General features: G+C 43.5%; 22 protein-coding genes. 13 read left to right on the forward strand and 9 right to left on the reverse strand.

Features of this window, described 5'->3' with window-relative positions; genetic code table 11:
• The first annotated feature begins 189 nt into the window (after positions 1 to 189).
• On the forward strand, positions 190 to 963 hold the full coding sequence (locus R7M92_RS14585; protein ID WP_033906915.1) for a DUF1853 family protein: 774 nt from the start codon (positions 190 to 192) through the stop codon (positions 961 to 963).
• Positions 964 to 1,024: 61 nt separating this feature from the next.
• Here the strand turns inward: R7M92_RS14585 and pgm are convergent, their stop codons facing one another.
• Both pgm and seqA read right to left on the reverse strand, forming a co-directional pair.
• Positions 1,025 to 2,671, reverse strand: a complete 1,647-nt coding sequence (gene pgm, locus R7M92_RS14590) for a phosphoglucomutase (alpha-D-glucose-1,6-bisphosphate-dependent) (RefSeq protein ID WP_033906916.1) — start codon at positions 2,669 to 2,671, stop codon at positions 1,025 to 1,027.
• 92 nt (positions 2,672 to 2,763) lie between these two features.
• Positions 2,764 to 3,306, reverse strand: a complete 543-nt coding sequence (gene seqA, locus R7M92_RS14595) for a replication initiation negative regulator SeqA (RefSeq protein ID WP_005382149.1) — start codon at positions 3,304 to 3,306, stop codon at positions 2,764 to 2,766.
• Positions 3,307 to 3,398: 92 nt separating this feature from the next.
• Between seqA and R7M92_RS14600 the strand changes: the two genes are divergently transcribed.
• From R7M92_RS14600 to fldA, 3 genes are all read left to right on the forward strand, one after another.
• Positions 3,399 to 4,166 (forward strand): alpha/beta fold hydrolase, encoded by a 768-nt coding sequence (locus R7M92_RS14600; RefSeq protein WP_017819953.1) that lies wholly within the window; start codon positions 3,399 to 3,401, stop codon positions 4,164 to 4,166.
• A gap of 112 nt (positions 4,167 to 4,278) precedes the next feature.
• Entirely contained in the window at positions 4,279 to 4,500 is a 222-nt protein-coding gene (locus R7M92_RS14605) for a DUF2788 domain-containing protein (RefSeq protein WP_005393038.1), read from the forward strand.
• Positions 4,501 to 4,548: 48 nt separating this feature from the next.
• Positions 4,549 to 5,082 (forward strand): flavodoxin FldA, encoded by a 534-nt coding sequence (gene fldA, locus R7M92_RS14610; protein WP_005382146.1) that lies wholly within the window; start codon positions 4,549 to 4,551, stop codon positions 5,080 to 5,082.
• 52 nt (positions 5,083 to 5,134) lie between these two features.
• Here the strand turns inward: fldA and R7M92_RS14615 are convergent, their stop codons facing one another.
• Positions 5,135 to 5,638, reverse strand: a complete 504-nt coding sequence (locus R7M92_RS14615; protein WP_005382144.1) for a DUF4442 domain-containing protein — start codon at positions 5,636 to 5,638, stop codon at positions 5,135 to 5,137.
• Between the two features lie 200 nt (positions 5,639 to 5,838).
• Between R7M92_RS14615 and fcrX the strand changes: the two genes are divergently transcribed.
• Positions 5,839 to 6,288 carry a ferric iron uptake transcriptional regulator FcrX gene (gene fcrX / locus R7M92_RS14620; RefSeq protein WP_005382141.1) on the forward strand — a complete coding sequence of 150 codons (450 nt, stop codon included), beginning with the start codon at positions 5,839 to 5,841 and terminating at the stop codon, positions 6,286 to 6,288.
• Between the two features lie 222 nt (positions 6,289 to 6,510).
• Here fcrX and glnS read toward each other — a convergent pair whose 3' ends face one another.
• Together glnS and nagE are read right to left on the reverse strand one after the other, a co-directional pair.
• Positions 6,511 to 8,181 (reverse strand): glutamine--tRNA ligase, encoded by a 1,671-nt coding sequence (gene glnS / locus R7M92_RS14625; RefSeq protein ID WP_005382124.1) that lies wholly within the window; start codon positions 8,179 to 8,181, stop codon positions 6,511 to 6,513.
• 276 nt (positions 8,182 to 8,457) lie between these two features.
• Positions 8,458 to 9,951 carry an N-acetylglucosamine-specific PTS transporter subunit IIBC gene (gene nagE / locus R7M92_RS14630; RefSeq protein WP_005384985.1) on the reverse strand — a complete coding sequence of 498 codons (1,494 nt, stop codon included), beginning with the start codon at positions 9,949 to 9,951 and terminating at the stop codon, positions 8,458 to 8,460.
• A 489-nt stretch (positions 9,952 to 10,440) separates the two neighbouring features.
• Between nagE and nagA the strand changes: the two genes are divergently transcribed.
• From nagA to asnB, 4 genes are all read left to right on the forward strand, one after another.
• Positions 10,441 to 11,577, forward strand: a complete 1,137-nt coding sequence (gene nagA, locus R7M92_RS14635; protein WP_213868286.1) for an N-acetylglucosamine-6-phosphate deacetylase — start codon at positions 10,441 to 10,443, stop codon at positions 11,575 to 11,577.
• Between the two features lie 2 nt (positions 11,578 to 11,579).
• A complete protein-coding gene (nagC, locus tag R7M92_RS14640; RefSeq protein ID WP_005382105.1) occupies positions 11,580 to 12,794 on the forward strand; it encodes a DNA-binding transcriptional regulator NagC in 1,215 nt (404 codons plus the stop codon).
• Between the two features lie 81 nt (positions 12,795 to 12,875).
• A complete protein-coding gene (locus R7M92_RS14645) occupies positions 12,876 to 14,465 on the forward strand; it encodes a cation:proton antiporter family protein (protein ID WP_005384981.1) in 1,590 nt (529 codons plus the stop codon).
• A 230-nt stretch (positions 14,466 to 14,695) separates the two neighbouring features.
• Positions 14,696 to 16,360, forward strand: coding sequence for an asparagine synthase B (gene asnB, locus R7M92_RS14650; protein WP_005382100.1), 1,665 nt, complete (start codon positions 14,696 to 14,698; stop codon positions 16,358 to 16,360).
• Between the two features lie 115 nt (positions 16,361 to 16,475).
• Here asnB and rfaH read toward each other — a convergent pair whose 3' ends face one another.
• Complete coding sequence (rfaH, locus tag R7M92_RS14655; RefSeq protein ID WP_005382098.1) at positions 16,476 to 16,976, reverse strand: transcription/translation regulatory transformer protein RfaH; 501 nt, start codon at positions 16,974 to 16,976, stop codon at positions 16,476 to 16,478.
• 333 nt (positions 16,977 to 17,309) lie between these two features.
• Between rfaH and R7M92_RS14660 the strand changes: the two genes are divergently transcribed.
• Positions 17,310 to 18,698: a peptide MFS transporter gene (locus tag R7M92_RS14660; protein ID WP_005382097.1), complete on the forward strand. Its 1,389-nt coding sequence runs from the start codon at positions 17,310 to 17,312 to the stop codon at positions 18,696 to 18,698.
• A gap of 49 nt (positions 18,699 to 18,747) precedes the next feature.
• On the opposite strand, the gene hemH is transcribed toward R7M92_RS14660, so the two are convergent.
• The 3 genes from hemH to htpG form a co-directional block, all read right to left on the reverse strand.
• A complete protein-coding gene (hemH, locus tag R7M92_RS14665) occupies positions 18,748 to 19,710 on the reverse strand; it encodes a ferrochelatase (protein ID WP_213893637.1) in 963 nt (320 codons plus the stop codon).
• A gap of 167 nt (positions 19,711 to 19,877) precedes the next feature.
• Complete coding sequence (gene adk / locus R7M92_RS14670; protein ID WP_005382094.1) at positions 19,878 to 20,522, reverse strand: adenylate kinase; 645 nt, start codon at positions 20,520 to 20,522, stop codon at positions 19,878 to 19,880.
• Positions 20,523 to 20,842: 320 nt separating this feature from the next.
• Positions 20,843 to 22,747 (reverse strand): molecular chaperone HtpG, encoded by a 1,905-nt coding sequence (htpG, locus tag R7M92_RS14675; RefSeq protein ID WP_017819957.1) that lies wholly within the window; start codon positions 22,745 to 22,747, stop codon positions 20,843 to 20,845.
• Positions 22,748 to 23,018: 271 nt separating this feature from the next.
• On the opposite strand from htpG, the gene R7M92_RS14680 reads away from it, so the two are divergent.
• From R7M92_RS14680 to R7M92_RS14690, 3 genes are read left to right on the forward strand one after another with little or no spacing between them, the layout of a single operon-like run.
• The gene (locus R7M92_RS14680; protein ID WP_017634819.1) at positions 23,019 to 23,897 is read left to right on the forward strand and encodes a transcriptional regulator; all 879 of its coding nucleotides are present in this window, start codon (positions 23,019 to 23,021) and stop codon (positions 23,895 to 23,897) included.
• A gap of 11 nt (positions 23,898 to 23,908) precedes the next feature.
• Positions 23,909 to 24,424 (forward strand): transmembrane regulator ToxS, encoded by a 516-nt coding sequence (gene toxS / locus R7M92_RS14685; RefSeq protein ID WP_005382091.1) that lies wholly within the window; start codon positions 23,909 to 23,911, stop codon positions 24,422 to 24,424.
• Between the two features lie 46 nt (positions 24,425 to 24,470).
• Positions 24,471 to 25,226 (forward strand): sulfite exporter TauE/SafE family protein, encoded by a 756-nt coding sequence (locus R7M92_RS14690; RefSeq protein ID WP_318133700.1) that lies wholly within the window; start codon positions 24,471 to 24,473, stop codon positions 25,224 to 25,226.
• The last annotated feature ends 14 nt before the right edge of the window (positions 25,227 to 25,240 follow it).

Below are 25,240 nucleotides of genomic sequence, written 5' to 3' on the forward strand. Positions count from 1 at the left end.
TTGATGGAATCAGACGAAAGAATGCAACCTAGTTGATACAACAACGTTTTGACATCTGGCACCTTGATATCATTTAGGTCTTTAAAGTGTATCTCGAACCCTAATATCGATGCTAGCCACCCTACCCTCAAAAGCAAATTTAGTTACAATAACAAAGCTTGTCGCCTCACCATAAATTTAGGGATACGGATGAACCAACTGCAACGCTTTTACCAATGGATCGCCACTTCACCTCCGCTTTTCAAGTTAACCCCTCCGTTTGCAACCTTAGAAGATATCTCGGTCAAACCTTTGAATAGCTCAGAACAATACAATGGTAATCCGAGACTGGGTTTTTTATATCAGCACCTATGCACTGCGGCTCTTTCTAATTCAGAACGATATCAGATTATTGCCGAAGAAATTCAGTTAAACGACGCGGAAGGTAAGACCATTGGTGCTGTCGATTTAGTGTTGAGGAATACAGAATCAAATCAGATAGAACATTGGGAAGTGGCGATTAAGTTTTATCTTCTTTACAACGGCATTTGGTATGGCCCGAATGCTCACGACCAGTTACATGTAAAATTGGATAGAATGCTCACGCATCAGCTGAAAATGAGCGATCGCCCGGAATTTCAAAAAATAATTCCTTTAAACGACTCTCCAGAAGAGCGCCTAATGATGCAAGGACGACTCTATATTAATCCGTTTACTCCAGAGCCAACTCCTAAGGAGTGCTTGGGTTATGAATTAAATCCAAGTCAGATTAGTGGTTACTGGTGCTATCAACGTCAATGGGATTTAATTGGTAAACCCCTTTATCATTTACATAAACCATGCTGGGCGACCGGTACAGACGATTTCTCTCAACCTATTGAAAAGCCTTTAGATCGATTCATACACGCACAAACGGAAGACGGTCAATTCTGGTTTGTGGTACCAGATTCATGGCCCGGAGATAAAGCGGTTCGGGGCACTTAAACATGAAAGGGTTGATGTTTTCACATCAACCCTTTGCTAGATACATTGACCATTGGATGTTTTACAAACCAGCGGCTGCAAACACTTGATTAACGATCTCTTGTGCTTCAGCTTCGATTTGTTTCAGATGTTCTTCACCTTTGAAGCTTTCACAGTAAATCTTGTAGATGTCCTCTGTGCCTGATGGACGAGCAGCGAACCAACCGTTAGCCGTCGTTACTTTAAGGCCACCAATCGCAGCACCATTGCCTGGTGCATGCGTTAGACGAGCAGTGATCGCATCACCTGCTAGAGTTTCAGCCGCAACCATTTCTGGTGACAACTTCTTCAATACGTCTTTTTGTGGGCCATTTGCTACAGCTTGAATACGGTTGTACTTCGACTCACCGTGCTTCGCCGCTAGCTCTTCATAGTAATCTTGAGGGTTCTTACCCGTTACCGCAGTGATCTCTGCTGCTAGAAGGCATAGCAAGATGCCATCTTTGTCTGTTGACCAAGGTGTGCCATCTTTACGAAGGAAAGACGCACCAGCACTTTCTTCGCCGCCGAAACCAAACTTACCAGTGTACAGACCGTCTACAAACCATTTGAAACCAACAGGCACTTCACATAGCTCACGACCTAGATCCGCAACAACACGGTCAATCAGCGCACTTGAAACTAGTGTTTTACCAACAGCGACGTCTTTACCCCACGCGTCACGATGACGGTACAAGTAGTCAATACAAACGGCTAAGAAGTGGTTCGGGTTCATCAAACCTTTTGGCGTAACGATACCGTGACGGTCGTAGTCAGGATCGTTACCAAATGCTAAATCGTATTCGTCTTTCAGTGCCAATAGACCCGCCATTGCGTAAGGAGAAGAACAGTCCATACGCACAACGCCGTCTTTATCTAGCGACATGAATTGGAAAGAAGGATCGATCGATTCACTTACTAGCGTTAGGTCTAGGTTGTATGCCTGACCAATTTGACGCCAGTAATCGATACCGCTGCCACCCAATGGATCTACACCAATCTTCAGGTTCGCCTTTTGGATTGCTTCCATATCGATAACGTTCACCAGGTCATCGATGTATGGCTTCACCAAGTCCATCTCTACAAACAGATCCGATGCTTTTGCTTCTGCTAGTGGTAGGCGTTTCACACCTTGTAAACCTTCAGCAATCAGTTCGTTCGCACGATCTTCGATAGCTTGAGTCAACTCAGCTTCTGCAGGACCACCATGTGTCGGATTGTATTTGATACCGCCGTCTTGTGGTGGGTTATGTGATGGAGTAATAACGATACCGTCTGCTTTTTCATCGTGTTTGATGTTGTAAGTCAGAATCGCGTGTGAAATACCCGGTGTTGGCGTGTAACCGTTGTCTTGTTGGACAATCACTTTCACACCATTTGCAATCAGTACTTCAATCACACTTGAGAAAGCAGGCTCAGATAGCGCATGCGTGTCTTTACCCACAAACAACGGGCCAATTGTGCCTTGCTCAGAACGAACTTCTGCTACCGCTTGAGCGATCGCTAAAATGTGGTTTTCGTTAAAAGTGTGCTTGTCTGCAGTACCGCGGTGGCCAGAAGTACCAAATTGAACTTTGTGTTCTGCGTTTGCCGCGTCTGGTTGAAGTAAGAAGTAGTTAGCAACGAGTGCTGGGATATTGTGAAGATCTTCCTGCTGCGCTTTTTGCCCAGCACGAGGGTGCATAGCCATGTTTGACATCCTTTCTTTCAATACAAATAAAATTAAAAAAGCCTCATAATATCCGCTCACTGCGACGCATTATGAGGCTTCTATCAGGTTTCTTAGATTGAACCTGTTACTTTTTCTATTAAGTCAGGTTGGAACCCCATGTGTGCCATCACTTGTTCAACCATCTGTCTTTTACGACTTGTATTGTTATTCGTGATAACCCAAAACGGTGTGCCAGGAATGGCTTTTGGCTTGGTCGTATTACCGTTTGCTAGCAAGGTTTCTTCATTATCTGCAAAGTACACGCGTTTGCGTCCTTTTACATTCGTAGCCTGGGCGAAACCTTCTGGATTCAATTTATGTAAGGTCGATAATACCAACATAAAGCGATCAATCGCTTTTTTTAGACCGGCAAACTCATCAGAAATAAGCAGCGAACGCATTTCTTTCACTACATCAACAGATTCCGTTTTACCCGCATCTTTACTTACTACAATCCCTTGTGGCTTCTCTACTACAGGCGCGGCTTTAGCTTCCTGCAACTGACCATCAAGGTTTAAAAGGCGTCGCAAAATATCCGAGGCGCTTTCACCGATATGCTTAGTTTGACTAGCTATATAACGGTATAGATCCTCATCAACCTCAATTGTTTTCATTCGCTTTTCACATTCTCAATGTTTAAACTCTGGGGGATTATAACGAGATCCACGCGGATACTCCACGTTAAACCCATCACGAATAAGATAAAATGTCAGCATTACTCAACTATAAGCAGGAAGGCCAAGGCCAAACAGTTGTTTTGATTCACGGATTGTTTGGTAGTTTAAGTAATCTGGGTCTACTCGCCCGCGATCTTATTAAAGATCACACGGTGATCAGTATTGATCTGAGAAATCACGGCCTCTCTTTCCACTCCGAAGTCCATAACTATACCGATATGGCAAAAGATGTGGCTCAGCTCCTTCAGCACTTAAACGTTGAGCCATCTATTGTTATTGGTCACTCCATGGGCGGAAAAGTCGCGATGGCTCTTGTGGACATTGCTCCAAATGTAGTCAAGCAGTTAGTCGTTCTCGACATGGCGCCTGTAGCCTACACTACGAACCGTCACGATAATGTTTTTAACGGCTTACATGCTGTTATTAATGAAAAACCAGCAAATCGACAGCAAGCCATGGATATCCTAGCTCAACATATTGAACTCGATGGTGTAAGACAATTTCTCTCTAAATCACTGTACAAAAATGGCGATAAGATGGATTGGCGGTTTAACGTACCGAGCCTTTTTGAGAATTATGACCAAATTATTGGCTGGCAAGAAATCACACCAACAGATATCCCAACTTTATTTATCAAAGGCGGCGACTCTGACTACTTAATGCCAGAACATCAGCCGGCAGTGAAACGACAATTTAACCATGCTAAAGCACACATTATCGCTGGCACTGGTCACTGGTTACACGCTGAGAAACCGACAGAAGTAATGAGAGTCATTCGAAAATACATTTCGAGTTAACAAATTCGAAAAGCAACACTAGATTATTGAAATAACCCTTCTTGTAGTGCATTAACTTTACCGTTTAACAGTGGTATAGTGCGCCCAAGATTTTTCGGCATGAAGGGCTAAAATGCTTTACGACTATATGGATATGCTCGAGTCTATTGGACTCGATCTTCTTTTTGCTGCTATCTTTTTTTTCATCGGGATGGCGATAAAAGATGTGCTAAAGCAAGGCAATGTACCTGTTTTTGGTCGTCGTATTGTGTGGTTAGTCCTTTTCCTAGGCTGTGCTGGCTTTATTGCAAAAGGTGTAATTCAGCTAACTTGGGAAGGCTCAGGGTTAGGTTAAACCCTTAGTAGCATCGCCAATAACAAACAATGTAAAGGTATAGACTCTATGGCAAGTGTAGGTATCTTCTTCGGTAGCGACACAGGTAATACTGAAGCCGTTGCAAAGATGATTCAAAAGCAACTAGGTAAACATCTAGTTCACGTTCAAGACATCGCGAAAAGCAGCAAAGAAGACATTGATAACTTCGATCTTCTTCTTCTAGGTATCCCAACTTGGTACTACGGCGAAGCACAATGTGATTGGGATGACTTCTTCCCTGAGCTTGAGCAAATCGACTTCTCTACTAAGCTAGTGGCTATCTTTGGCTGTGGCGACCAAGAAGACTACGCAGAATACTTCTGTGACGCGATGGGCACAGTCCGTGATATCGTTGAATCTAAAGGCGGCACAATTCTTGGCCATACCTCGACAGAAGGCTACGAATTTGAAGCGTCTAAAGCACTTGTTGAAGGTGACGAAAGCCAATTCGTAGGTCTATGTATTGATGAAGACCGCCAACCAGAATTGACTGACGAGCGTGTTGAAAGCTGGGTTAAACAGATCTATGAAGAGATGTGTTTAGCTGAGCTAGAAGGCTAATCAAATTGAATGATGCAAAGACCTCCACTTGGAGGTCTTTTTGTATGTATTGTCACACAGCATCGGTAAGTACTTCCTCTTCGCGATACTGAGGTTTCTTTCTTACATAAAGCTTGCGTTGAACCTCTGAAACCACATTCCCCTGTTTATCTTTTACATGAGTAATAAACTCAGGAAAACACTTTTCTCCATTCCGTGTCATTTGATAAATGTTTTCCAGCATCCCTTCAGTGACCTCAAATTCTGCAAACAAATCACTTTGCCCCGGCTTAATAAAGTTAATGCTTGCCTCTTTATCCCACACATAATATTCCTCTCGTAGAATCCCCATCAGCATCAACGAGTAAATAGGATCAGTTAAAGAGAAAATACTGCCGCCATATTGGGTGCGATTGGCATTTTTATTCCACCAGCGAAGCTTTAAACGTACCTTTACAGTACGGAAGTCTTGAGAAATATGTAAGATTTTAATACCCGCCCCCCAAAAAGGAGGCCAAATATTGAGTGCGAACTTTACAATTCCTGGTTTGTATATCTTCGCTAGTCGCCTATTCATCGCTATCCCTGCCCTCTCCAAGCTTAATGTTACACAATTGTAACTGGTCAGAGCTGTAATATAATGGACCTGTTTCTAATTTACAAAAAGATTCTATTAACCCTTTGAAGTTCGTGGTTTAATGTTCCGAACGCTTATCCTATAATGGTAGGAAGATTGAATTCTGTTAAATCGCTGCAGATGATCCAACGGGAAAGTATATGTCAGATAATAATCAGGCGCTGAAGGATGCGGGTTTAAAAGTAACCCTTCCGAGGCTAAAAATTCTAGAAGTACTTCAGCAGCCAGACTGCCAGCACATCAGTGCTGAAGATTTGTACAAAAAGTTGATTGATCTAGGTGAAGAAATTGGCCTAGCAACTGTTTACCGAGTTCTAAACCAGTTCGACGATGCTGGTATTGTAACTCGTCACCACTTTGAAGGTGGAAAGTCAGTCTTCGAATTATCGACTCAACATCACCACGACCACCTAGTGTGCCTAGACTGTGGTGAGGTAATTGAATTTTCTGACGATCTTATTGAAGAACGTCAAAAAGAGATTGCAGCTAAGTACAATGTCACACTAACAAACCACAGCTTATACTTGTACGGCAAGTGTAGCGATGGTGGTTGTAAAGACAATCCAGATGCACACAAACCGAAAAAATAAGGGTTTGTTAATTTAAAAAGTAAACGTCAGCACATGCTGGCGTTTTTTGTTTCTAGAAGTCAGTACCTTAGACGTCAGTACTTTGGTTACAGAACAAAAGCTACTAAACACCCATCTTTTTTCTCCACAGTTTTGCACATCTATATAGCACTCTGTGGGATTAGGTATAAAAAATGCCAGCGTTTGCTGGCATTTTTTCATCGTTCTCAGCATTAATTGAGATTATTGATTCTCAATTTTTGCCCAGGTATCACGTAGACCAACCGTGCGGTTGAATACTAGATTATCTGCTGAAGAGTCTTTCGAGTCTGCACAGAAGTAACCCATACGTTCAAACTGGTAACCTTTTTCTGCTTCTGCAGAAGCTAGGCTAGGCTCGACGAAGCCATTGATCACAACTAATGATTCAGGGTTGATAGTAGAAGCAAAATCTTCCGCTGCGCCTGGGTTTGGCACCGTAAATAAACGATCGTACAGACGAATTTCCGCTGGAAGAGCTTTATCAGCTGACACCCAATGAATAACGCCTTTCACTTTACGACCATCTGCTGGGTTTTTACCTAGCGTATCTGCATCGTAAGAACAGAAGATCGTTGTGATGTTGCCTTCGGCATCTTTTTCAACGCGCTCAGCTTTGATCACGTAAGCACCACGTAAACGAACTTCTTTACCTAGCACTAAACGCTTGTACTTTTTGTTCGCTTCTTCACGGAAGTCTTCACGCTCAATCCACAATTCACGCGTGAATGGCACTTCACGCACGCCCATTTCAGGTTTATTTGGGTGGTTGGCAACTGTCAAGTTTTCTACTGCGCCTGCTTCAAAGTTTTCGATAACAACTTTAACAGGATCCAGTACAGCCATTGCACGCGGAGCGTTCTCGTTTAGGTCATCACGAATACAAGATTCTAATGAACTAAACTCGATCATATTTTCTTGCTTCGTTACACCAATACGCTTACAAAACTCACGAATAGATGCAGGTGTGAAGCCACGACGACGCAGACCTGAGACAGTCGGCATACGTGGATCATCCCAACCATTAACCAGTTTTTCAGTAACTAGCTGGTTAAGCTTACGCTTAGACATCACTGTGTATTCAAGGTTTAAACGACTGAACTCGTATTGATGTGGACGGCTTTCGATCGTGATGTTGTCTAGAACCCAATCGTACAGACGACGGTTATCCATGAATTCAAGCGTACAAATAGAGTGCGTAATGCCTTCTAATGCATCAGAAATACAGTGCGTAAAGTCGTACATTGGGTAAATGCACCACTTATCACCAGTTTGGTGGTGCGTAGCAAAACGCACTCGGTATAAAACTGGATCGCGCATGACCATGAATGAAGAACCCATGTCGATTTTAGCACGAAGACACGCTTTACCTTCTTCAAATTCACCAGCGCGCATTTTTTCAAACAACGCCAAGTTCTCTTCAACAGAACGGTCACGGTATGGACTTGGTTTACCTGGCGCCTTTAGTGTGCCGCGGTATTCACGAATTTGCTCTGGACTTAGCTCATCTACGTACGCTAAGCCTTTGTTAATCAATTCAATTGCATATTCGTAAAGCTTATCGAAGTAGTTTGATGAGTAACATACTTCACCACTCCACTCAAAGCCCAACCAGTTTACATCTTTCTTGATAGACTCAACGTATTCGATGTCTTCTTTTTCAGGGTTTGTATCGTCGAAACGCAGATTACATTGACCCTGGTAGTCCTGAGCAATACCGAAGTTCAAACAGATAGACTTAGCATGACCGATATGCAGGTAGCCATTTGGCTCCGGCGGGAATCGAGTATGCACGCTAGTGTGTTTACCATCCGCTAGATCTTTATCAATGATCTGGCGAATAAAGTTTGATGGACGAGCATCAGCTTCACTCATCTATAGCACCTCAAAAATATTAGTATTGTCAGAGAAAACGGAACCCTGTATCCAAGTATGGTTTCACAGAGTACATTGTTCCTAATGATCCACAATTCTAAGCAATTAGACAACAAGAACTCGCTCTAAAACGACAATATTTATCGAGTTAGCGTGAAAGCAAAGCAGATTCAAAGGGCCTAAACGAAAAAAGGCCTCCTGCGGAGGCCTTTTGCGATGTTGTAGTATCAATTGTTTGCAATACCAATAACAAACAATCACACCACTATTAAACAGTTAAGCTGGTAGCTGAACACCACTTAAGTCTTCATCTTTAGATACATTCTTCATCTCACCAGCAACAATCTCTGCTAGTGGACCAAGGATAACTTGTAGGTTGTTTGTACCTAGCTTCACAACTCCCATAGCTCCAAGATCTTTCAGAGTTTTCTCATTGATAACGCTCATATCTTTCACAGAAAGGCGCAAACGAGTAATACAGGCATCGATAGAACTTAGGTTGTCATGACCGCCAAGTGCTTTCAAGTACTGACGAGCAAGCTCTGAAGAATTGCTTGATCCAGCCACGTTAGATGAAGCTTCTTCATCATCTTCACGTCCCGGTGTTTTAAGGCCAAACTTAACAATCACGGTACGGAACACGAAGTAGTAAACCGCAAAGAAACCAAGACCTTGTACAATGAGCATGTACCAGTTTACCGCTAGCGGGTTACGAGTCGACAATACTAAGTCGACTAAACCAGCAGAGAAACCGAAACCTGCAATCCACTGCATTGATGCCGCGATATAAACTGATAGACCAGTCAGCGCTGCGTGAAGAACGTACAGTCCTGGAGCAAGGAACATGAATGCAAATTCAAGTGGTTCTGTTACACCTGTAAAGAATGAAGCAAACGCAGCTGCAATCATGATAGATGCCACTTTCTCTTTATTCTTTGATTTCGCAGTATGGTACATCGCTAGAGCAGCGCCTGGTAAACCAAACATCATGATTGGGAAGAAGCCCGCTTGGTACATCCCCGTAACACCTACCGTTGCCGTGCCTTCAGCTAATGATTTCGCACCGCCAAGGAAGTTTGGAATGTCATTAATACCAGCAACATCAAACCAGAACACTGAGTTTAGTGCATGGTGCAGACCAACAGGAATTAGAAGACGGTTGAAGAATGCGTAAACACCTGCACCTGCTTCACCCATACCTTGAATGCTTTCACCAAAACTTACCAGACCGCCGTAAACTGATGGCCAAACGTACATCAGGATGAACGCAATAACGATACCAGCAAAAGACGTTAGGATCGGTACAAGACGCTTGCCAGAGAAAAACGCCAGTGCTTTGTGCAGCTCTACGTGAGAAAAACGGTTGTACAACTCAGCAGAAACAATACCAACCAAGATACCGACGAACTGGTTATTGATTTTACCAAATGCAGCAGGTACTTCACTTGGGTCAATGCCTTGAATTTGTGATACTGCACCAGGGGCCAAAAGCGTTGTGACAACTAAGAAGCCCACGAAACCTGAAAGTGCAGCGGCGCCATCTTTGTCTTTAGACATTCCGTAAGCAACACCAACAGCGAACAATACTGACATATTGTCAATGATCGCTGCACCAGCTTTAATAAGAAATGCAGCAAGTGCACTGTTTGCGCCCCAGCCATTTGGGTCGATCCAGTAGCCAATACCCATGAGTATTGCTGCTGCAGGAAGTGTGGCAACCGGCACCATAAGCGCCTTACCCACCTTCTGGAAGTATCCGAGAATGTTCACCTTAAGTTCCCCCTATAGGATTAGATGTTATGTTGAATGACTTATTTCAGCCGTCCAATTTAGTCATCCTAAGTTTATGATATTAATTTTGCTCCGCAAATTAAAAGCTCACCGTTTGTGATCATAATCACCACAATTTGCCCTTTCGGAAGGTTTTTGCTAGCGAGATCATAAAACTTATTTTATTATACGAAAAAATGGCGTTTTAAAGATAATATTCTCGCACTTTATGCAAGGCAGAATCAGTGTTATTTTGGTATCTAGGCGGGTAAATCACTGTAACTTTGCTCTGAAAAAGAATCATAAAAAAACATACAATTATTACTTTTCAGTTAGTTACTATGACAATAACATCGATAAAACGCGACTTGCTGTATGTGACTCGTTATCTAATTCAGTGATACAAACTAAGTACCCATATGACTGAAGCAGTCTCTACTTAGATAACGATATAGAAATTGAATTCTCATCTATAAGGACTAGCTGACTATGTACGCGCTAAGTAACTGTAAAATTTATACCGGTAGTGATGTTCTTACCGATCATGCGGTCATCATCGAAAATGATCTGATTCAATCTATTGTACCGGTTTCTGAGCTACCTCAAAGCATCGAAGTAAAAGACCTTGCAGGCGCTAATCTAAGTCCAGGCTTTATCGATCTGCAGTTGAACGGTTGTGGCGGTGTAATGCTAAACGATGCAATTACCCCTGAAACCATGCAAATCATGCACCAGGCAAACCTCAAATCTGGCTGTACTAGCTTCCTGCCAACACTCATTACGTCATCGGATGAAGATATGCGAACTGCAATTGCCGCAGCTCGTGAGTACCACAACAAGTATCAAAATCAATCGCTTGGTTTACACCTCGAAGGTCCTTACCTTAACGTCGCGAAAAAAGGCATCCATAACGTCGATTTTATTCGCCCATCAGACGAAAGCATGATCGACCTTATCTGCGCAAACGCCGATATCGTAGCGAAAGTAACACTAGCACCTGAGCATAACGACCCAGAGCATATTGCGCGATTAAAGGCTGCTGGCATCGTGGTTTCAATTGGCCACACAAATGCAACCTACGCCGAAGCACGTAAAAGCTTTGAAGCAGGCATTACTTTTGCTACACACCTCTTTAATGCAATGACACCAATGGTTGGTCGTGAACCAGGAGTTGTTGGTGCAATTTACGATACTCCTGACGTATACGCTGGCATTATTGCTGATGGTTTTCACGTCGACTACGCAAACATCCGAATTGCTCATAAAATCAAAGGTGACAAGCTTGTTTTGGTGACGGATGCCACAGCTCCAGCAGGTGCTAACATTGATCACTTTATTTTTGTCGGTAAGAAAGTATATTACCGAGATGGTAAGTGTGTTGATGAAAATGGCACGCTAGGCGGCTCAGCTTTGACAATGATTGAAGCAGTTCAGAATTCAGTTGAGCACGCGGGGATCGCTTTAGACGAAGCTCTACGAATGGCCACGTTATACCCAGCAACAGCAATTGGTGTTGAGGATCGCCTTGGCCGAGTTCGAAAAGGGATGGTTGCAAACCTGACCATTTTCGATCGTGACTTTAAAGTAAAAGCGACGGTTGTTAACGGACAATACGAGCAAAATTAAGCATGAATGGCGGACAGATTGGTAATGTAGATTTAGTAAAACAGCTTAACAGCGCTGCGGTATATAGGCTGATTGATCAGCAAGGTCCTATCTCCCGTATTCAAGTCGCGGACGTGAGTCAGCTCGCGCCTGCTAGTGTTACCAAAATAACCCGCCAACTTTTAGAGCGCGGCCTTATTAAGGAGGTCGCCCAACAAGCTTCAACTGGTGGTCGTCGTGCGATCTCTTTGACTACTGAAGTCAAACCTTTTCATTCGATTGCCGTTCGCTTAGGTCGAGATTACGTACAGTTCAGTTTATACGATTTAGGTGGCACCGCGCTTGCAGAAGATCAGCATGAATTGCACTACACTAACCAAGCAGACTTAATCGCAGGGCTTATCGATTTATTAAAAGATTTCGTAAGCCGTTGCGAAGACAAAATTGATCAACTCATCGCTATCGGCATCACTTTACCGGGCCTTGTTAACCCAACAACTGGCGTGGTCGAATACATGCCTAATACCGATATCGATAATCTTGCTCTCGGTGAAATTGTTGGAGAGAAGTTTAATACAGCATGCTTTGTTGGCAACGACGTACGTGGCATGGCGTTGGCTGAGCACTACTTTGGAGCAAGCCAAGACTGCCAGGATTCTATTTTGGTTAGCGTCCACCGCGGTACTGGCGCAGGTATTATCGTTAACGGCCAGGTTTTTCTTGGTTTTAACCGCAACGTCGGTGAAATTGGTCATATCCAAATTGACCCGCTTGGTGAGCAATGCCAATGTGGAAACTTTGGCTGTTTAGAAACCGTAGCTGCAAACCCAGCGATTATTCAACGAGTGAAGCAACTGATTACTCAAGGATACGAGTCAAGCTTAACCGACCTTGAAAACATCACAATTGAAGCGGTATGTCAGCACGCAATGAATGGTGATGAACTTGCGAAACAGAGTTTAGTGCGAGTTGGCAACCAGCTAGGTAAAGCGATTGCGATTACGGTTAACTTATTTAATCCACAGAAAATTGTAATTGCTGGCGATATTACTGCAGCACAAGATATTGTTTTCCCTGCAATTCAACGCAACGTAGAGAATCAATCTCTTAAAACTTTCCATAACGACCTCCCTATCGTGGCTTCTCACATTGATAAGCAGCCAACGATGGGCGCATTTGCGATGATTAAACGCGCTATGCTAAACGGAGTTTTGTTACAAAAGTTACTGGAAGACTAAGTTTATACAACCAATTGAGTTACAATCTCGGGCTGTGTTTTCACAGCCCGTTTTTGTATATCAGGAATACAGCTTAACAGTATGGAAATTATTCTAATTACAGCCGCTTTTTTAGCTGGTTTTATTGCGCTTAAATGCAGCCTCCCTCCCCTCGTTGGTTTTCTACTAGCTGGATTTGGCTTGCATGCATTTGGTTACCAAAGCAATGACGTTATCGTCACTCTCGCAGATCTTGGTGTTACTCTTCTTCTGTTTACTATTGGACTCAAACTCGATGTAAAAACCCTGCTGTCCAAAGAAATATGGGGAGGGGCAACCGCCCACAACATACTCTCTACCGCTTTTTTTGCCCTAGCGTTATCCGGCTTAAAACTACTGGGCTTGACTTCGCTAGCCAGTATGGACGGCAGCCAAATCCTGCTTTTAGCTTTTGCACTATCGTTCTCTAGTACCGTTTTTGCCGTAAAAGCATTGCAAGAAAAAGGCGAAATGAACGCGACCTACGGCACACTCGCGATCGGTATCTTGGTTATGCAAGATATTTTTGCCGTAGTATTCCTGACTGCTTCAACCGGAAAAGTCCCAGAATGGTATGCCATCGGTTTGTTCGCACTGCCTTTCCTTCGTCCCCTATTCTATAAGCTGCTCGATAAAGTTGGCCACGGCGAAATGCTGGTGCTATTCGGTATTTTCTTCGCGCTTGTTGTCGGTGCTGGGCTATTCGAGTTGGTCGGGATGAAACCAGACTTGGGTGCGCTAATTTTAGGCATGCTACTCGCAGGTCACCCAAAAGCCTCAGAACTATCCAAGTCATTATTCAATATGAAGGAGCTCTTTTTAGTCTGCTTCTTTTTGAACATTGGCTTATCCGCCTCATTGAGCGTGAATGGCGTCGTTCTCGCCCTGCTATTTATCTTACTGCTACCAATCAAAGGACTCTTGTACTTCGTCACTATTAATCATTTTAAGTTTCGAGTACGTACCTCTTTGCTCGCCTCTTTATCACTATTTAACTACAGTGAGTTTGGTCTTATTGTTGCTGGGTTGGCCTATAAAATGGGCTGGATGCCAAGTGATATGCTTGCTGCGATTGCGGTTGCGGTGTCGGTATCCTTTGTAATTTCCGCGCCACTTAACCGCCTTAGCCATAAAATTTATCAACATTCAGGTAAGTGGCTGCAAGAGACAGCGGTAGAAAAGCTCAATCAACGCGACCAACTCATCAACCCAGGTCATGCCCAAGTATTGATCTTAGGTATGGGGCGTATTGGAACCGGCGCTTATGATGAGCTACGTTCACGCTATGGCAAAATTTCATTGGGTATAGAAATTCGTGAAGACGCTGCACATCATCATCGTTCAGAGGGAAGAAATGTGATTTCTGGTGATGCCACCGACCCGGATTTCTGGGAGCGAATTTTAGATACAGGTCATGTAAAACTGGTTCTGCTTGCAATGCCACATCATCAAGGTAACCAAACAGCACTTGAGCAGCTTAAACGCAGAAAATATAAGGGGCAAATTGCCGCTATCGCCGAATACCCAGATCAATTGGAAGGCTTACTTGAAAATGGCGTTGACGCAGCATTCAATATTTATAGTGAAGCTGGTAGCGGTTTTGCTCGACACGTCTGTAAACAACTTCAACCTAAATTCACACCAATTAAATAAGCAACAGCACTGATATTTTTCGGAAGGCTTTCTATTGATAGAAAGCCTTTTTTGTATAGTTTTTATACCAAACCTTGATCTCATTCACCAAAACAACGGTTGAGTTAAATATTTTCCATGCAACAAGGCCTTTTATCATTTTTTTAATCACAAAACGTTGCTTTTTTTATTAGTAATGGCAAATTTAAACCATACCGATTAGAAATTGTTTAGTTTAGTAAGGATGTAGTATGTGTTCAGTATTTGGCATTTTAGACATTAAAAGCGATGCAGCCGCATTGCGCCCTATCGCATTAGAGATGTCGAAAAAACTTCGTCACCGTGGCCCAGACTGGTCTGGGATTTACTCTTCAGAGCGTGCTATTTTAGCGCACGAGCGCTTGGCGATTGTTGGTCTAAATAGTGGTGCACAGCCGCTATACAGCCCTGATAAGAAGCTCATCCTTGCCGTCAATGGTGAAATCTACAACCATAAAGAAATTCGTGCTCGTTACGAAGGAAAGTACGAATTTCAAACCGATTCAGACTGTGAAGTCATTCTTGCACTTTACCAAGATATGGGTGCAGATCTCCTTGAAGAACTAAACGGTATTTTCGCTTTTGTGCTCTACGACGAAGAAAAAGATGAGTATTTAGTCGGCCGTGACCATATTGGTATTATCCCTCTTTATCAAGGTCACGATGAGCATGGTAACTACTATGTGGCATCAGAGATGAAGGCTCTTGTTCCAGTATGTAAAACAGTAAGTGAATTCCCTCCTGGTAGCTACTACAGCTCTAAAGATACTCAGCCAACACGTTACTATGTTCGTGACTGGAACGAGTACGCAGCAGTACAAGGTAACAGCACTAGCAAAGAAGAATTGACGGAAGCGCTAGAAGCGGCTGTTAAACGCCAACTAATGACTGACGTGCCTTACGGTGTGCTTCTTTCAGGTGGTCTAGATTCTTCTATTACATCTGCGGTAGCAAAACGCTTTGCAGCGATGCGTATTGAAGATGATGAAAAGTCTGAAGCTTGGTGGCCTCAACTGCACTCTTTTGCTGTTGGCCTAGAAGGCGCGCCTGACCTGAAAGCCGCTCGCGAAGTTGCCGACCAAATTGGTACCGTTCACCACGAAATGACGTACACGATTCAAGAAGGTTTGGACGCGATTCGTGACGTGATTTACCACATTGAAACGTATGACGTGACGACTATCCGCGCATCAACACCTATGTTCTTAATGGGTCGCAAGATCAAAGCGATGGGTATCAAGATGGTATTGTCTGGTGAGGGCGCTGACGAAATTTTTGGTGGCTACCTGTACTTCCACAAAGCGCCAAACGCGAAAGAGTTCCACGAGGAGACAGTGCGTAAACTGCTTGCTCTGAACATGTTCGACTGTGCTCGTGCTAACAAGTCGCTGGCAGCATGGGGAGTTGAAGGACGCGTACCTTTCCTAGATAAAGAGTTCATTGATGTAGCAATGCGCTTGAACCCAGCAGACAAGATGTGTGGCAACGGTAAAATGGAGAAACACATCCTTCGTGAGTGCTTCGAGCACTACCTGCCAGAATCGATCGCATGGCGTCAAAAAGAGCAATTCTCTGATGGCGTTGGCTACAGCTGGATCGATACGCTGAAAGAAGTCGCGGAACAGAAAGTGACAGACCAGCAGATGGAAACAGCTCAATATCGATTCCCATACAACACGCCAACGACAAAAGAAGGCTACGTGTACCGTGAAATCTTTGAAGAGTTATTCCCACTTCCATCAGCAGCAGAGTGTGTACCAGGAGGCCCTTCAGTAGCGTGTTCTTCAGCGAAGGCGATTGAATGGGATGAATCGTTCCAAAACTGTGTTGACCCATCAGGTCGTGCAGTACAGACCGTTCACAACGACTCATACTAATTCTCTACGATAAAGATAAGGGTCGGTTCGTCCAACCCTTTTAAAACAGACAGAAAATTAGATACGATCAAAAAGAGGTGCTTTTGCACCTCTTTTTATGTTTGATGGAATTAGGCTATTTTAAATCTAAATCACTATTGTCTATGCTGACAGGCACACGCTTGGTGATCATCTGAACTAGCATAATTGAGCGTTTCTCACCATCTTGTTCTTGGAAGATGGCATCTATGCCCGCAAATTGACCGCTTTTAACTCTAATTTGATCGCCTGGTTTTGGCATACATTCAGAAACGGTATTGTCATTACAACACTTTTCTAGCTGCATCAATTCGAAGACCAAGTCACCTTGAACTTCTTTCGGTTGAGCACCAAAACGCACAAAGTCAACAACACCTCGAGTAGAGCGGACTGAGGTGAAGTTTGGCCCTTGCTCATAATCAAAGTAAGCGAATACGTAACAAGGAAACAGCGGCTCCTCGACTTTTTGTCTTTTACCGCGCAAAATCTTCTCAACTTCTACAGTTGGATAAAAGCACTCCACACCTTGGTTTTCAAGGTGTTGTTTCGCCCTAACCTGCTCCCCACGTTTACAATAAAGTAGATACCAACGTTTCATCTTTTTACTAGCCAATTCTATTTTGTTTTTATCCTAGCATTAAGCCAAAGTTGAGTCATTGATATTCAGTTTATCTATAAAAGTATGATTATACATCGCTCGCATTAACGAAATTTTTCAGCAACTTACGATAAAGAAGTCCATAGTCAAAAATGGAAATTAAGTTTGTAACACAACCAATACACCATCATATAATCTGCAAATCCAATCAAAAACAGCCACTTAACAAACAAAAATAGTTGAATGGCAAAATTTTATTATTTGTCACTCGTTGAATTGCATTGTATACGTAGAAGTCGTTAAAAAATGTAATAACTATTATTAGAAGAGCTTATGTCAAACCAACATCAATATTTTGGTCATCCACGTGGCCTGTTCTTATTGTTCGGTACTGAACTGTGGGAACGCTTTTCTTACTACGCAATGCGTGCCATTCTCGTGCTTTACCTCACCGATACAACAATGAACGGCGGCCTTGGCTGGTCAACCAAAGACGCATTAGACCTATACGGCATATACACAGGGCTTGTGTATATCACGCCTCTTATCGGTGGTTACCTAGCAGATAACTATTTAGGTCAACGTCGCTCAATTTTGCTTGGTGGCGCGTTAATGGCCATCGGCCAGTTTACTCTTGCACTTCCTGCTGATGCTTTAGGTATTGGTTCGCTACACAGTTTCTATTTAGGTCTTGGCCTACTTATCACTGGTAACGGTCTCTTTAAGCCAAATATCTCAACCATGGTTGGCGACCTTTATCAAGAAGGTGACAACCGTCGTGACGGCGCATTCACTATCTTTTATATGGGTATCAACTTAGGTGCATTACTTGCCGGCGTCGTTTCTGGCTCTGTGACAACCTCTTACGGTTGGAAAGCAGGCTTTGTTGCCGCTGGTGTGGGTATGCTGGTTAGCCTAGTGATGCAAATGGTACTGGCTCAATCATGGCTTGGTGATATTGGTCGCGAACCAGCGGCGAAACGAGATCTAAACAACAAAAACGCCACCACGAAGCAGCCACTCACCAAAGAAGAAGTGAATCGACTAAAAGTAATTCTGGTCATGAGCTTATTCACTATTGTCTTCTGGGCAGGCTTTGAACAAGCTGGTGGTCTGATGAACATCTACACTCAACAATATACTGATCGCATGATTGGTGGTTTCGAAGTTCCTGCTGCGTGGTTCCAATCACTAAACCCATTTTTCATTATTACTCTAGCGCCAGTTCTGGCTGTCCTTTGGGTAAAATTGGGTAAACGTGAACCTACTTCGCCAGTGAAATTTGCGATGGCACTATTTTTCTTGGCGATTGGTTTCCTTTGTATGGTTGGCGCAGTGCTAGAACAAGGTGGAGATACAACAGTAAAAACATCGATGTTATGGTTGGTCGGCGCTTTCTTCTTCCACACATTAGGCGAGCTGTGTTTATCACCAATTGGTCTTTCATTGGTGACTAAATTAGCACCGCTTCGCTTAGCTTCACTTATGATGGGTGCATGGTTTGGCTGTAATGCGATTGCTAACTATGTTGCGGGCTATGTGGGCTCTCACGTAGGCGAGTTAGGCGCTATGGCTATCTTTAGTGGTATTGCGGTCAGCGCAACCGTAAGTGGCGTAATTTTGCTCCTATTCTCTAATACACTCGTTCGCTGGATGCATGGCGCTGAAAATACGCACAGCACGGCAGAGCAAGTAGAAGAGCAGCAAGTACAAGTTGCTTGATCGCTCAACTAAACGTAGAAAGGGTCGCTATTGCGACCCTTTTTTGTATCTAAAGTTTAGATTGAACTAACTCAACCATCATCTCGATATGAAGTTCACTATCGTTCAAACAAGGGATGTAGGTAAAGTTTTCGCCACCAGCTTCAAGGAAAATCTCTTTACACTCTTCCGAGATCTCTTCCAACGTCTCTAAACAATCTGACGAAAATGCAGGGGTCACAACATTAATATTTTTCACACCCTTTGCAGGAAGTGCTTCTAGGGTCTTATCGGTATAAGGTTGAAGCCACTCTTCTCTCCCAAATCGGGACTGATACGTCATGCCAATTTGTTGTTCGCTTAAACCTAACGCTTCCCCAAGCAAGCGAGTCGTCTCTTCACAATGCTGTGGGTAAACATCACCATTGTCAGCATAGCGTTTTGGAATACCATGATAAGAACACAGCAGGTAATCTCCTTGACCATTCTTTTGCCAATGTTCACGAACTGAATGCGCTAACGCTTCAATATATTTCGGGTGATTGTAATAATCACGAATAAAGCTAAAGCCTGGCATCACCGGCAGGTTTTTAAATGCTTTAGTGATTCCGTCAGAAACCGCTGCCGTTGTTGTGCCCGAGTATTGCGGATACAAAGGTAAAACAATGACCTCATCAACGCCTTGCGCCAATAGGGCTTCAAAGCCTGATTGCAAACTTGGGTTACCATACGTCATACCAAGCTCTACAGGTATATCAAGCTTTTGTGCTAACTTTTCCGTTTGGCGTTGAGAGTACACCATCAACGGCGAGCCCTCTTCCATCCATACTGATTGATAGAGTTTGGCAACTTTAGGAGCTCGGATAGGAAGGATAACGCCGTGCAATAGTGGACACCAAAGCCATCGAGTCATGTCTACCACTCGGTGATCATGAAGAAACTGACTTAAAAAGCGCTTTACGGCAGGAGCGGTTGGTGCGTCAGGAGTTCCCAGGTTAACTAGGAGTACACCCTGTTTATTATTCTCTTTCATAACATCCTATTCATGGTAAACGGCTTGGTTCATATATTTAAGTAACCTCGAAGTAACGAATAGCCGAGATGAAGTTAATTAGATATATGTTTACGAGTAAACTAAAAAAAGCGACCACTTGGGCCGCTTTCAATATATCAAAATATTAAATTTTTGACTTCAGCAAATTAAGATAGTGCTTTCTCGATATCCGCACTAACTTCAGCTACTTGCTTAGTACCATCAAACTTAAGGTACTTAGTCTTGCCTGCTTCAGCTTCTTTGCCGTAGTAGTTGATTAGCGGTGCAGTTTGCTCGTGGTAAACACCTAGACGAGCACGTACTGTTTCTTCTTTGTCGTCATCACGAACAACAAGATCTTCACCAGTTACATCATCTTTACCTTCCACTTTAGGCGGGTTGTAAACCACGTGGTAAGTACGACCAGAAGGAAGGTGAGCACGACGACCAGCCATACGCTCAACAATCACATCGTCTGCAACGTCAAATTCGATAACGTAGTCTACGTCTACGCCCATTTCTTTTAGGCCGTCAGCTTGAGGGATAGTACGTGGGAAACCATCTAGTAGGAAACCGTTTGCACAGTCTTCTTGAGCGATACGCTCTTTGATAAGACCAAGGATGATTTCATCAGAAACTAGCTGACCAGCGTCAATAACAGCTTTAGCTTGTTTACCAAGCTCTGTACCTGCTTTGATAGCAGCACGAAGCATATCACCAGTAGAGATTTGTGGAATACCGTATTTTTCCATGATGAAGTTTGCTTGTGTGCCTTTACCTGCACCTGGAGCACCTAGAAGAATGATGCGCATGATTTATCCTCTTTAATATTTAAGATTTATACCGAAGCTCACAATAGCTGACCTCTTAGACATCAAACCTGAGAAGCACCTGCAACGATAAGTTTCGGTATAACGTATATAGGCGAGCAAAAATACACGCCTTATTACTCACATTCAAGTCGCAGATTCTATCACAGGTTCTCTGAGCAAAGAGTGTATTAAGACTAAAGAATGTTAACAGTACCCTCTTTCACGCCCTATTGATTATTAACTCAGCACTTGAGATGCAAAATTTTGCGACAACAAACAAAAAGCTCGCGAAATGCGAGCTTTTTGATTTGCAGAGGTTATTACACCTTAGTCAAAAGTTGATTAACGGCTCCTAAGAACTCTGTTGGATCCTCAATAGAGCCTCGCTCCGCGAGCATTGCTTGACCAAGCAGAACTTCAACCCAGCGACCAAACGCTTCTTCATCGGCTTCGTCAGCCATACGCTTAACCAATTCGTGCTCAGGGTTTAGCTCAAAGATGTATTTCACTTCCGGCACAGCTTGACCAGCTGCCGCAAGAAGCTTCGCCATTTGAGTGCCCATTTCGTAATCGTCCGTTACCACAACAGCAGGCGTAGATGCGAGTTTGAAGGTCGTACGAACTTCTTTCACACGATCGCCTAGGTAAGACTTCGTGCGCTCTACAACCGACTTGAACTCTTCTTCGGTTTCTTTTTGCTTCTCTTTTTCTGCTTCATCTTCAAACTGACTTAGATCAAGCCCAGCCTTAGTGATTGACTGGAACTGTTTACCATCAAACTCAGTTAAGTAGTTCATCAGCCACTCATCAATGCGGTCGTACATCAAGATAACTTCAATGCCTTTCGCTTTGAACTGTTCTAAGTGAGGGCTGTTTTTCGCAGCTGCATAGCTGTCTGCCGTCAAGTAGTAGATCTTATCTTGACCTTCTTTCATGCGCTCAACGTAAGACGCCAAGCCCACAGTTTGCTCTGAAGAGTCCACTTCAGTTGAAGCAAAGCGCAATAAACCTGCAACTTTCTCTTTGTTTGCAAAGTCCTCCGCAGGGCCCTCTTTCATCACAAGACCAAACTCTTTCCAGAATGATTGGTATTTCTCTTCGTCATTCTTGGCCATACGCTCGAGCATCGTTAGCACTCGCTTAGTACAAGCATTACGTAGAGACTGAGTCACTTTATTGTCTTGTAAGATCTCACGCGATACGTTTAGCGGTAAATCGTTTGAGTCTATTAAACCACGTACGAAGCGTAAGTATGACGGCATAAATTGCTCTGCATCGTCCATAATGAATACGCGCTGTACGTACAGTTTCAAGCCTGATTTGTGGTCGCGGTTCATCATATCCCAAGGTGCTTTCGATGGGATGTATAGTAAGCTCGTGTAGTCGTTTTTACCTTCTACACGGTTATGACTCCAGACCAATGGATCGGCAAAGTCATGTGATACGTGCTTGTAGAACTCTTGATACTCTTCTTCTGAAATGTCAGATTTGTTACGCGTCCACAGTGCTTGGGCTTTGTTGATTTGCTCCCACTTCTTCTCATCTGTTTCCTTGCCTTCGTCATCACGAACGACAGTTTGGATTGAAACAGGAATGCCGATGTGATCAGAGTACTTACTGATAACGTCACGTAGACGCCACTCATTCAAAAACTCTTTACCCTCTTCACGCATATGAAGAATGATGTCGGTACCACGTGACTCTTTGGTAATGTTTTCGATGGTGTACTCACCTTCACCCGCTGAGTGCCATTGTACCGCTTCATCAGCGGCTAGACCCGCAGCGCGAGTGCGCACGGTAACGGCGTCAGCAACGATAAATGCCGAGTAGAAACCAACACCAAACTGACCAATAAGCTGAGAGTCTTTGCTCTGCTCTTCAGATAGCTTTGAGAAAAACTCGGCTGTTCCAGATTTTGCGATTGTTCCTAAGTGCTCAATCACATCATCACGGCTCATACCGATACCGTTATCAGAAATGGTTAAGGTATTTGCGCTTTCATCAAACGACAGTTTCACGCAAAGGTCTGCATTACCTTCGTATAGATCTGGGTTAGATAACGCCTGAAAGCGCAGTTTGTCTGATGCATCTGATGCGTTAGAGATCAGCTCGCGCAAAAAGATCTCTTTATTTGAATAAAGAGAATGGATCATTAAATGCAGTAGTTGTTTTACTTCTGATTGAAAACCACGAGTTTCTTTATTTTGAGATACGGTTTCGCTCATGTGTGCTCCATAACATCTAAACTAATTGGCTTTTTCATAGGGACAAGTTTGTGACTTTCCCCTTGAAATCACCTTACCGAGATGTCATTTAACATGTGGCTGACAAATGTAAATTCAAGGTCAATATTGCTAAAAACGGTGTTTTTTTAGAAAATTTTAATTATCCTACCCGTCTAAAAGCATCTAAAATGTCGTGCGCACTCCAAGCGCCCCGGTAATTTTGTGACATAAATCACCATAATTACAACATCATCCATCTAAGAAGAACTAAATGACTAACATTGGCACCAAATTTCTACTTGCTCAAAGGTTCACCTTTGATCCAAATAGTAATTCGCTCGCTGACCAACAAAACGGCAACGACGTTGTACGATTAGGAAGCAACGAAAGCCGTATACTTCTGATGTTGGCAGAGAGACCAAACGAAGTTTTAACCCGTAACGAGCTTCACGAGTTTGTTTGGCGTGAGCAAGGTTTTGAGGTGGATGACTCAAGCCTGACTCAAGCGATTTCTACTCTGCGTAAGATGTTGAAGGATTCAACAAAATCTCCAGAGTTTGTTAAAACGGTACCTAAACGTGGCTACCAACTCATTTGTTCAGTGGAACGCTTGAGCCCATTTTCTACTGACTCTAACACTGACGTTGAAGAAAGCGCTTCTGAACACGAAGCGCCAGCAGTGGAGTTAGAAGCGAGCGATACACCACCAACAGAGATAGTGACCGATACTACTGCTGATCTTGAGCCTCAAGTAGAGCCGACTAAAACTCAGCCGAAGCCAGCATCTAACACGATTAACTGGCTACCGCGTGTCATTATCTTTTTATCTCTGCTGCTTCCTGTTTGCGTATTGTTATTCACGAACCCAGCGGAATCCCAATTCCGTCAGATTGGTGAGTATCAAAATGTACCGGTGATGACACCTGTAAATCACCCTCAAATCAACAACTGGTTGCCCTCAATAGAGCAATGCATTGAGCGCTACGTGAAGCACCATGCAGAAGACTCGTTGCCAGTGGAAGTGATTGCCACTGGCGGACAAAATAACCAGCTGATTCTGAACTACATTCATGACAGTAACCACTCTTACGAGAACGTAACACTGCGTATTTTCGCAGGTCAAAACGATCCAACAGACATCTGCAAATAAAGGAGGCCAATATGAAGATTAAATTAGCATCTGCGGTTTTGGCCGTATCCGTTCTTTTCAGTAGTTGGTTGTATTGGGGAAGTGACCTAAAAGTGGAACAGCTCCTCACAGCAAACGAATGGCAGTCGACCATGGTGACAGTCATTACAGACAGCTTGCCTGACGATACTGTCGGCCCACTACGCCGAGTTAATGTTGAATCAAACGTGAAATATCTCCCTAATGGTGACTATATTCGCGTAGCAAATATAAAACTATTCGCTCAAGGTTCAACCGCAGAATCAACGATAAATATCTCGGAAAAAGGCCGCTGGGAAGTAAGTGACAACTATTTGTTGGTCTCGCCTTCGGAGTTTAAAGATATTTCATCTTCTCAATCAAAAGACTTTTCCGAAGCACAGCTACGTTTAATTACTCAAATTTTTAAGCTAGATGCGGAGCAAAGTCGTCGTATTGACGTCGTGAACGAAAAAACACTATTGCTCACTAGCTTGAACCACGGTTCTTCGGTACTGTTTAAAAACTAATTTTGATTGGATGATAAGGGGGCAAGACGCCCCCTTTGTTTTGCTTATGGATTGGCTAGATACCACTACTCTCTTTTTCGGTTCACTAATCGCCAACACGATGGCTTCACTTTCTGGTGGCGGAGCAGGCTTGCTTCAATTCCCTTTACTCATCTTTCTCGGCTTACCGTTCTCCGTTGCGCTAGGCACACATAAGGTGGCTTCGGTCGCTTTAGGCTTAGGCGCAGCAAGCACGCATTTAAGATCAGGCACTATTAAATGGAAAATCGCGCTCTACCTTATCTTGTCCGGTAGTATTGGCGTGATTTTAGGGGCTAACTTAATTGTACAGACCCCTGATGGTATCGCGGAAAAGATGCTCGGCACGATGATCCTAGCGCTAGGTATCTACTCGCGATTTAAGACATCGCTAGGCCAAGCTGAAGTAATACGTAACCGTCATCCTATCGGTTGGGTTATCGGTGGAATTGGCTTACTGTTTATCGGCATCATTAACGGATCTCTTACCGCAGGTTCTGGTTTGCTCGTGACACTATTTTTGGTGCGCTGGTTTGGTTACGACTACAAACAAGCCGTTGCTTACACCATGATTTGTGTCGGCCTGTTTTGGAATGGCATTGGAGGCATTGCCGTCGTACAGGCAGGGGCGCCTATTCACTGGGCTTGGTTACCTGTTTTATTGTTAAGCTCTTTTCTAGGCGGCAGTTTAGGCGCATGGGCCGCGACTCGATACAGCAACAGAGTGATTAAAGTTGCATTCGAAATTCTCACGTTTGCGGTGGGCATCAAGTTGCTGGTTTAAAAAGATTAAAAGGA

It is taken from the genome of Vibrio sp. Vb2880 (genome assembly GCF_033337975.1).
Lineage (GTDB): Bacteria > Pseudomonadota > Gammaproteobacteria > Enterobacterales > Vibrionaceae > Vibrio > Vibrio alginolyticus.

Excerpts from the sequence above, each read along its gene's own strand:
- R7M92_RS14585 (WP_033906915.1), top strand. The coding sequence starts at position 190 with ATGAACCAACTGCAACGCTTTTACCAATGGATCGCCACTTCACCTCCG.
- pgm (WP_033906916.1), bottom strand. The coding sequence starts at position 2,671 with ATGGCTATGCACCCTCGTGCTGGGCAAAAAGCGCAGCAGGAAGATCTT.
- seqA (WP_005382149.1), bottom strand. The coding sequence starts at position 3,306 with ATGAAAACAATTGAGGTTGATGAGGATCTATACCGTTATATAGCTAGT.
- R7M92_RS14600 (WP_017819953.1), top strand. The coding sequence starts at position 3,399 with ATGTCAGCATTACTCAACTATAAGCAGGAAGGCCAAGGCCAAACAGTT.
- R7M92_RS14605 (WP_005393038.1), top strand. The coding sequence starts at position 4,279 with ATGCTTTACGACTATATGGATATGCTCGAGTCTATTGGACTCGATCTT.
- fldA (WP_005382146.1), top strand. The coding sequence starts at position 4,549 with ATGGCAAGTGTAGGTATCTTCTTCGGTAGCGACACAGGTAATACTGAA.
- R7M92_RS14615 (WP_005382144.1), bottom strand. The coding sequence starts at position 5,638 with ATGAATAGGCGACTAGCGAAGATATACAAACCAGGAATTGTAAAGTTC.
- fcrX (WP_005382141.1), top strand. The coding sequence starts at position 5,839 with ATGTCAGATAATAATCAGGCGCTGAAGGATGCGGGTTTAAAAGTAACC.
- glnS (WP_005382124.1), bottom strand. The coding sequence starts at position 8,181 with ATGAGTGAAGCTGATGCTCGTCCATCAAACTTTATTCGCCAGATCATT.
- nagA (WP_213868286.1), top strand. The coding sequence starts at position 10,441 with ATGTACGCGCTAAGTAACTGTAAAATTTATACCGGTAGTGATGTTCTT.
- nagC (WP_005382105.1), top strand. The coding sequence starts at position 11,580 with ATGAATGGCGGACAGATTGGTAATGTAGATTTAGTAAAACAGCTTAAC.
- R7M92_RS14645 (WP_005384981.1), top strand. The coding sequence starts at position 12,876 with ATGGAAATTATTCTAATTACAGCCGCTTTTTTAGCTGGTTTTATTGCG.
- asnB (WP_005382100.1), top strand. The coding sequence starts at position 14,696 with ATGTGTTCAGTATTTGGCATTTTAGACATTAAAAGCGATGCAGCCGCA.
- rfaH (WP_005382098.1), bottom strand. The coding sequence starts at position 16,976 with ATGAAACGTTGGTATCTACTTTATTGTAAACGTGGGGAGCAGGTTAGG.
- R7M92_RS14660 (WP_005382097.1), top strand. The coding sequence starts at position 17,310 with ATGTCAAACCAACATCAATATTTTGGTCATCCACGTGGCCTGTTCTTA.
- hemH (WP_213893637.1), bottom strand. The coding sequence starts at position 19,710 with ATGAAAGAGAATAATAAACAGGGTGTACTCCTAGTTAACCTGGGAACT.
- adk (WP_005382094.1), bottom strand. The coding sequence starts at position 20,522 with ATGCGCATCATTCTTCTAGGTGCTCCAGGTGCAGGTAAAGGCACACAA.
- htpG (WP_017819957.1), bottom strand. The coding sequence starts at position 22,747 with ATGAGCGAAACCGTATCTCAAAATAAAGAAACTCGTGGTTTTCAATCA.
- R7M92_RS14680 (WP_017634819.1), top strand. The coding sequence starts at position 23,019 with ATGACTAACATTGGCACCAAATTTCTACTTGCTCAAAGGTTCACCTTT.
- toxS (WP_005382091.1), top strand. The coding sequence starts at position 23,909 with ATGAAGATTAAATTAGCATCTGCGGTTTTGGCCGTATCCGTTCTTTTC.
- R7M92_RS14690 (WP_318133700.1), top strand. The coding sequence starts at position 24,471 with ATGGATTGGCTAGATACCACTACTCTCTTTTTCGGTTCACTAATCGCC.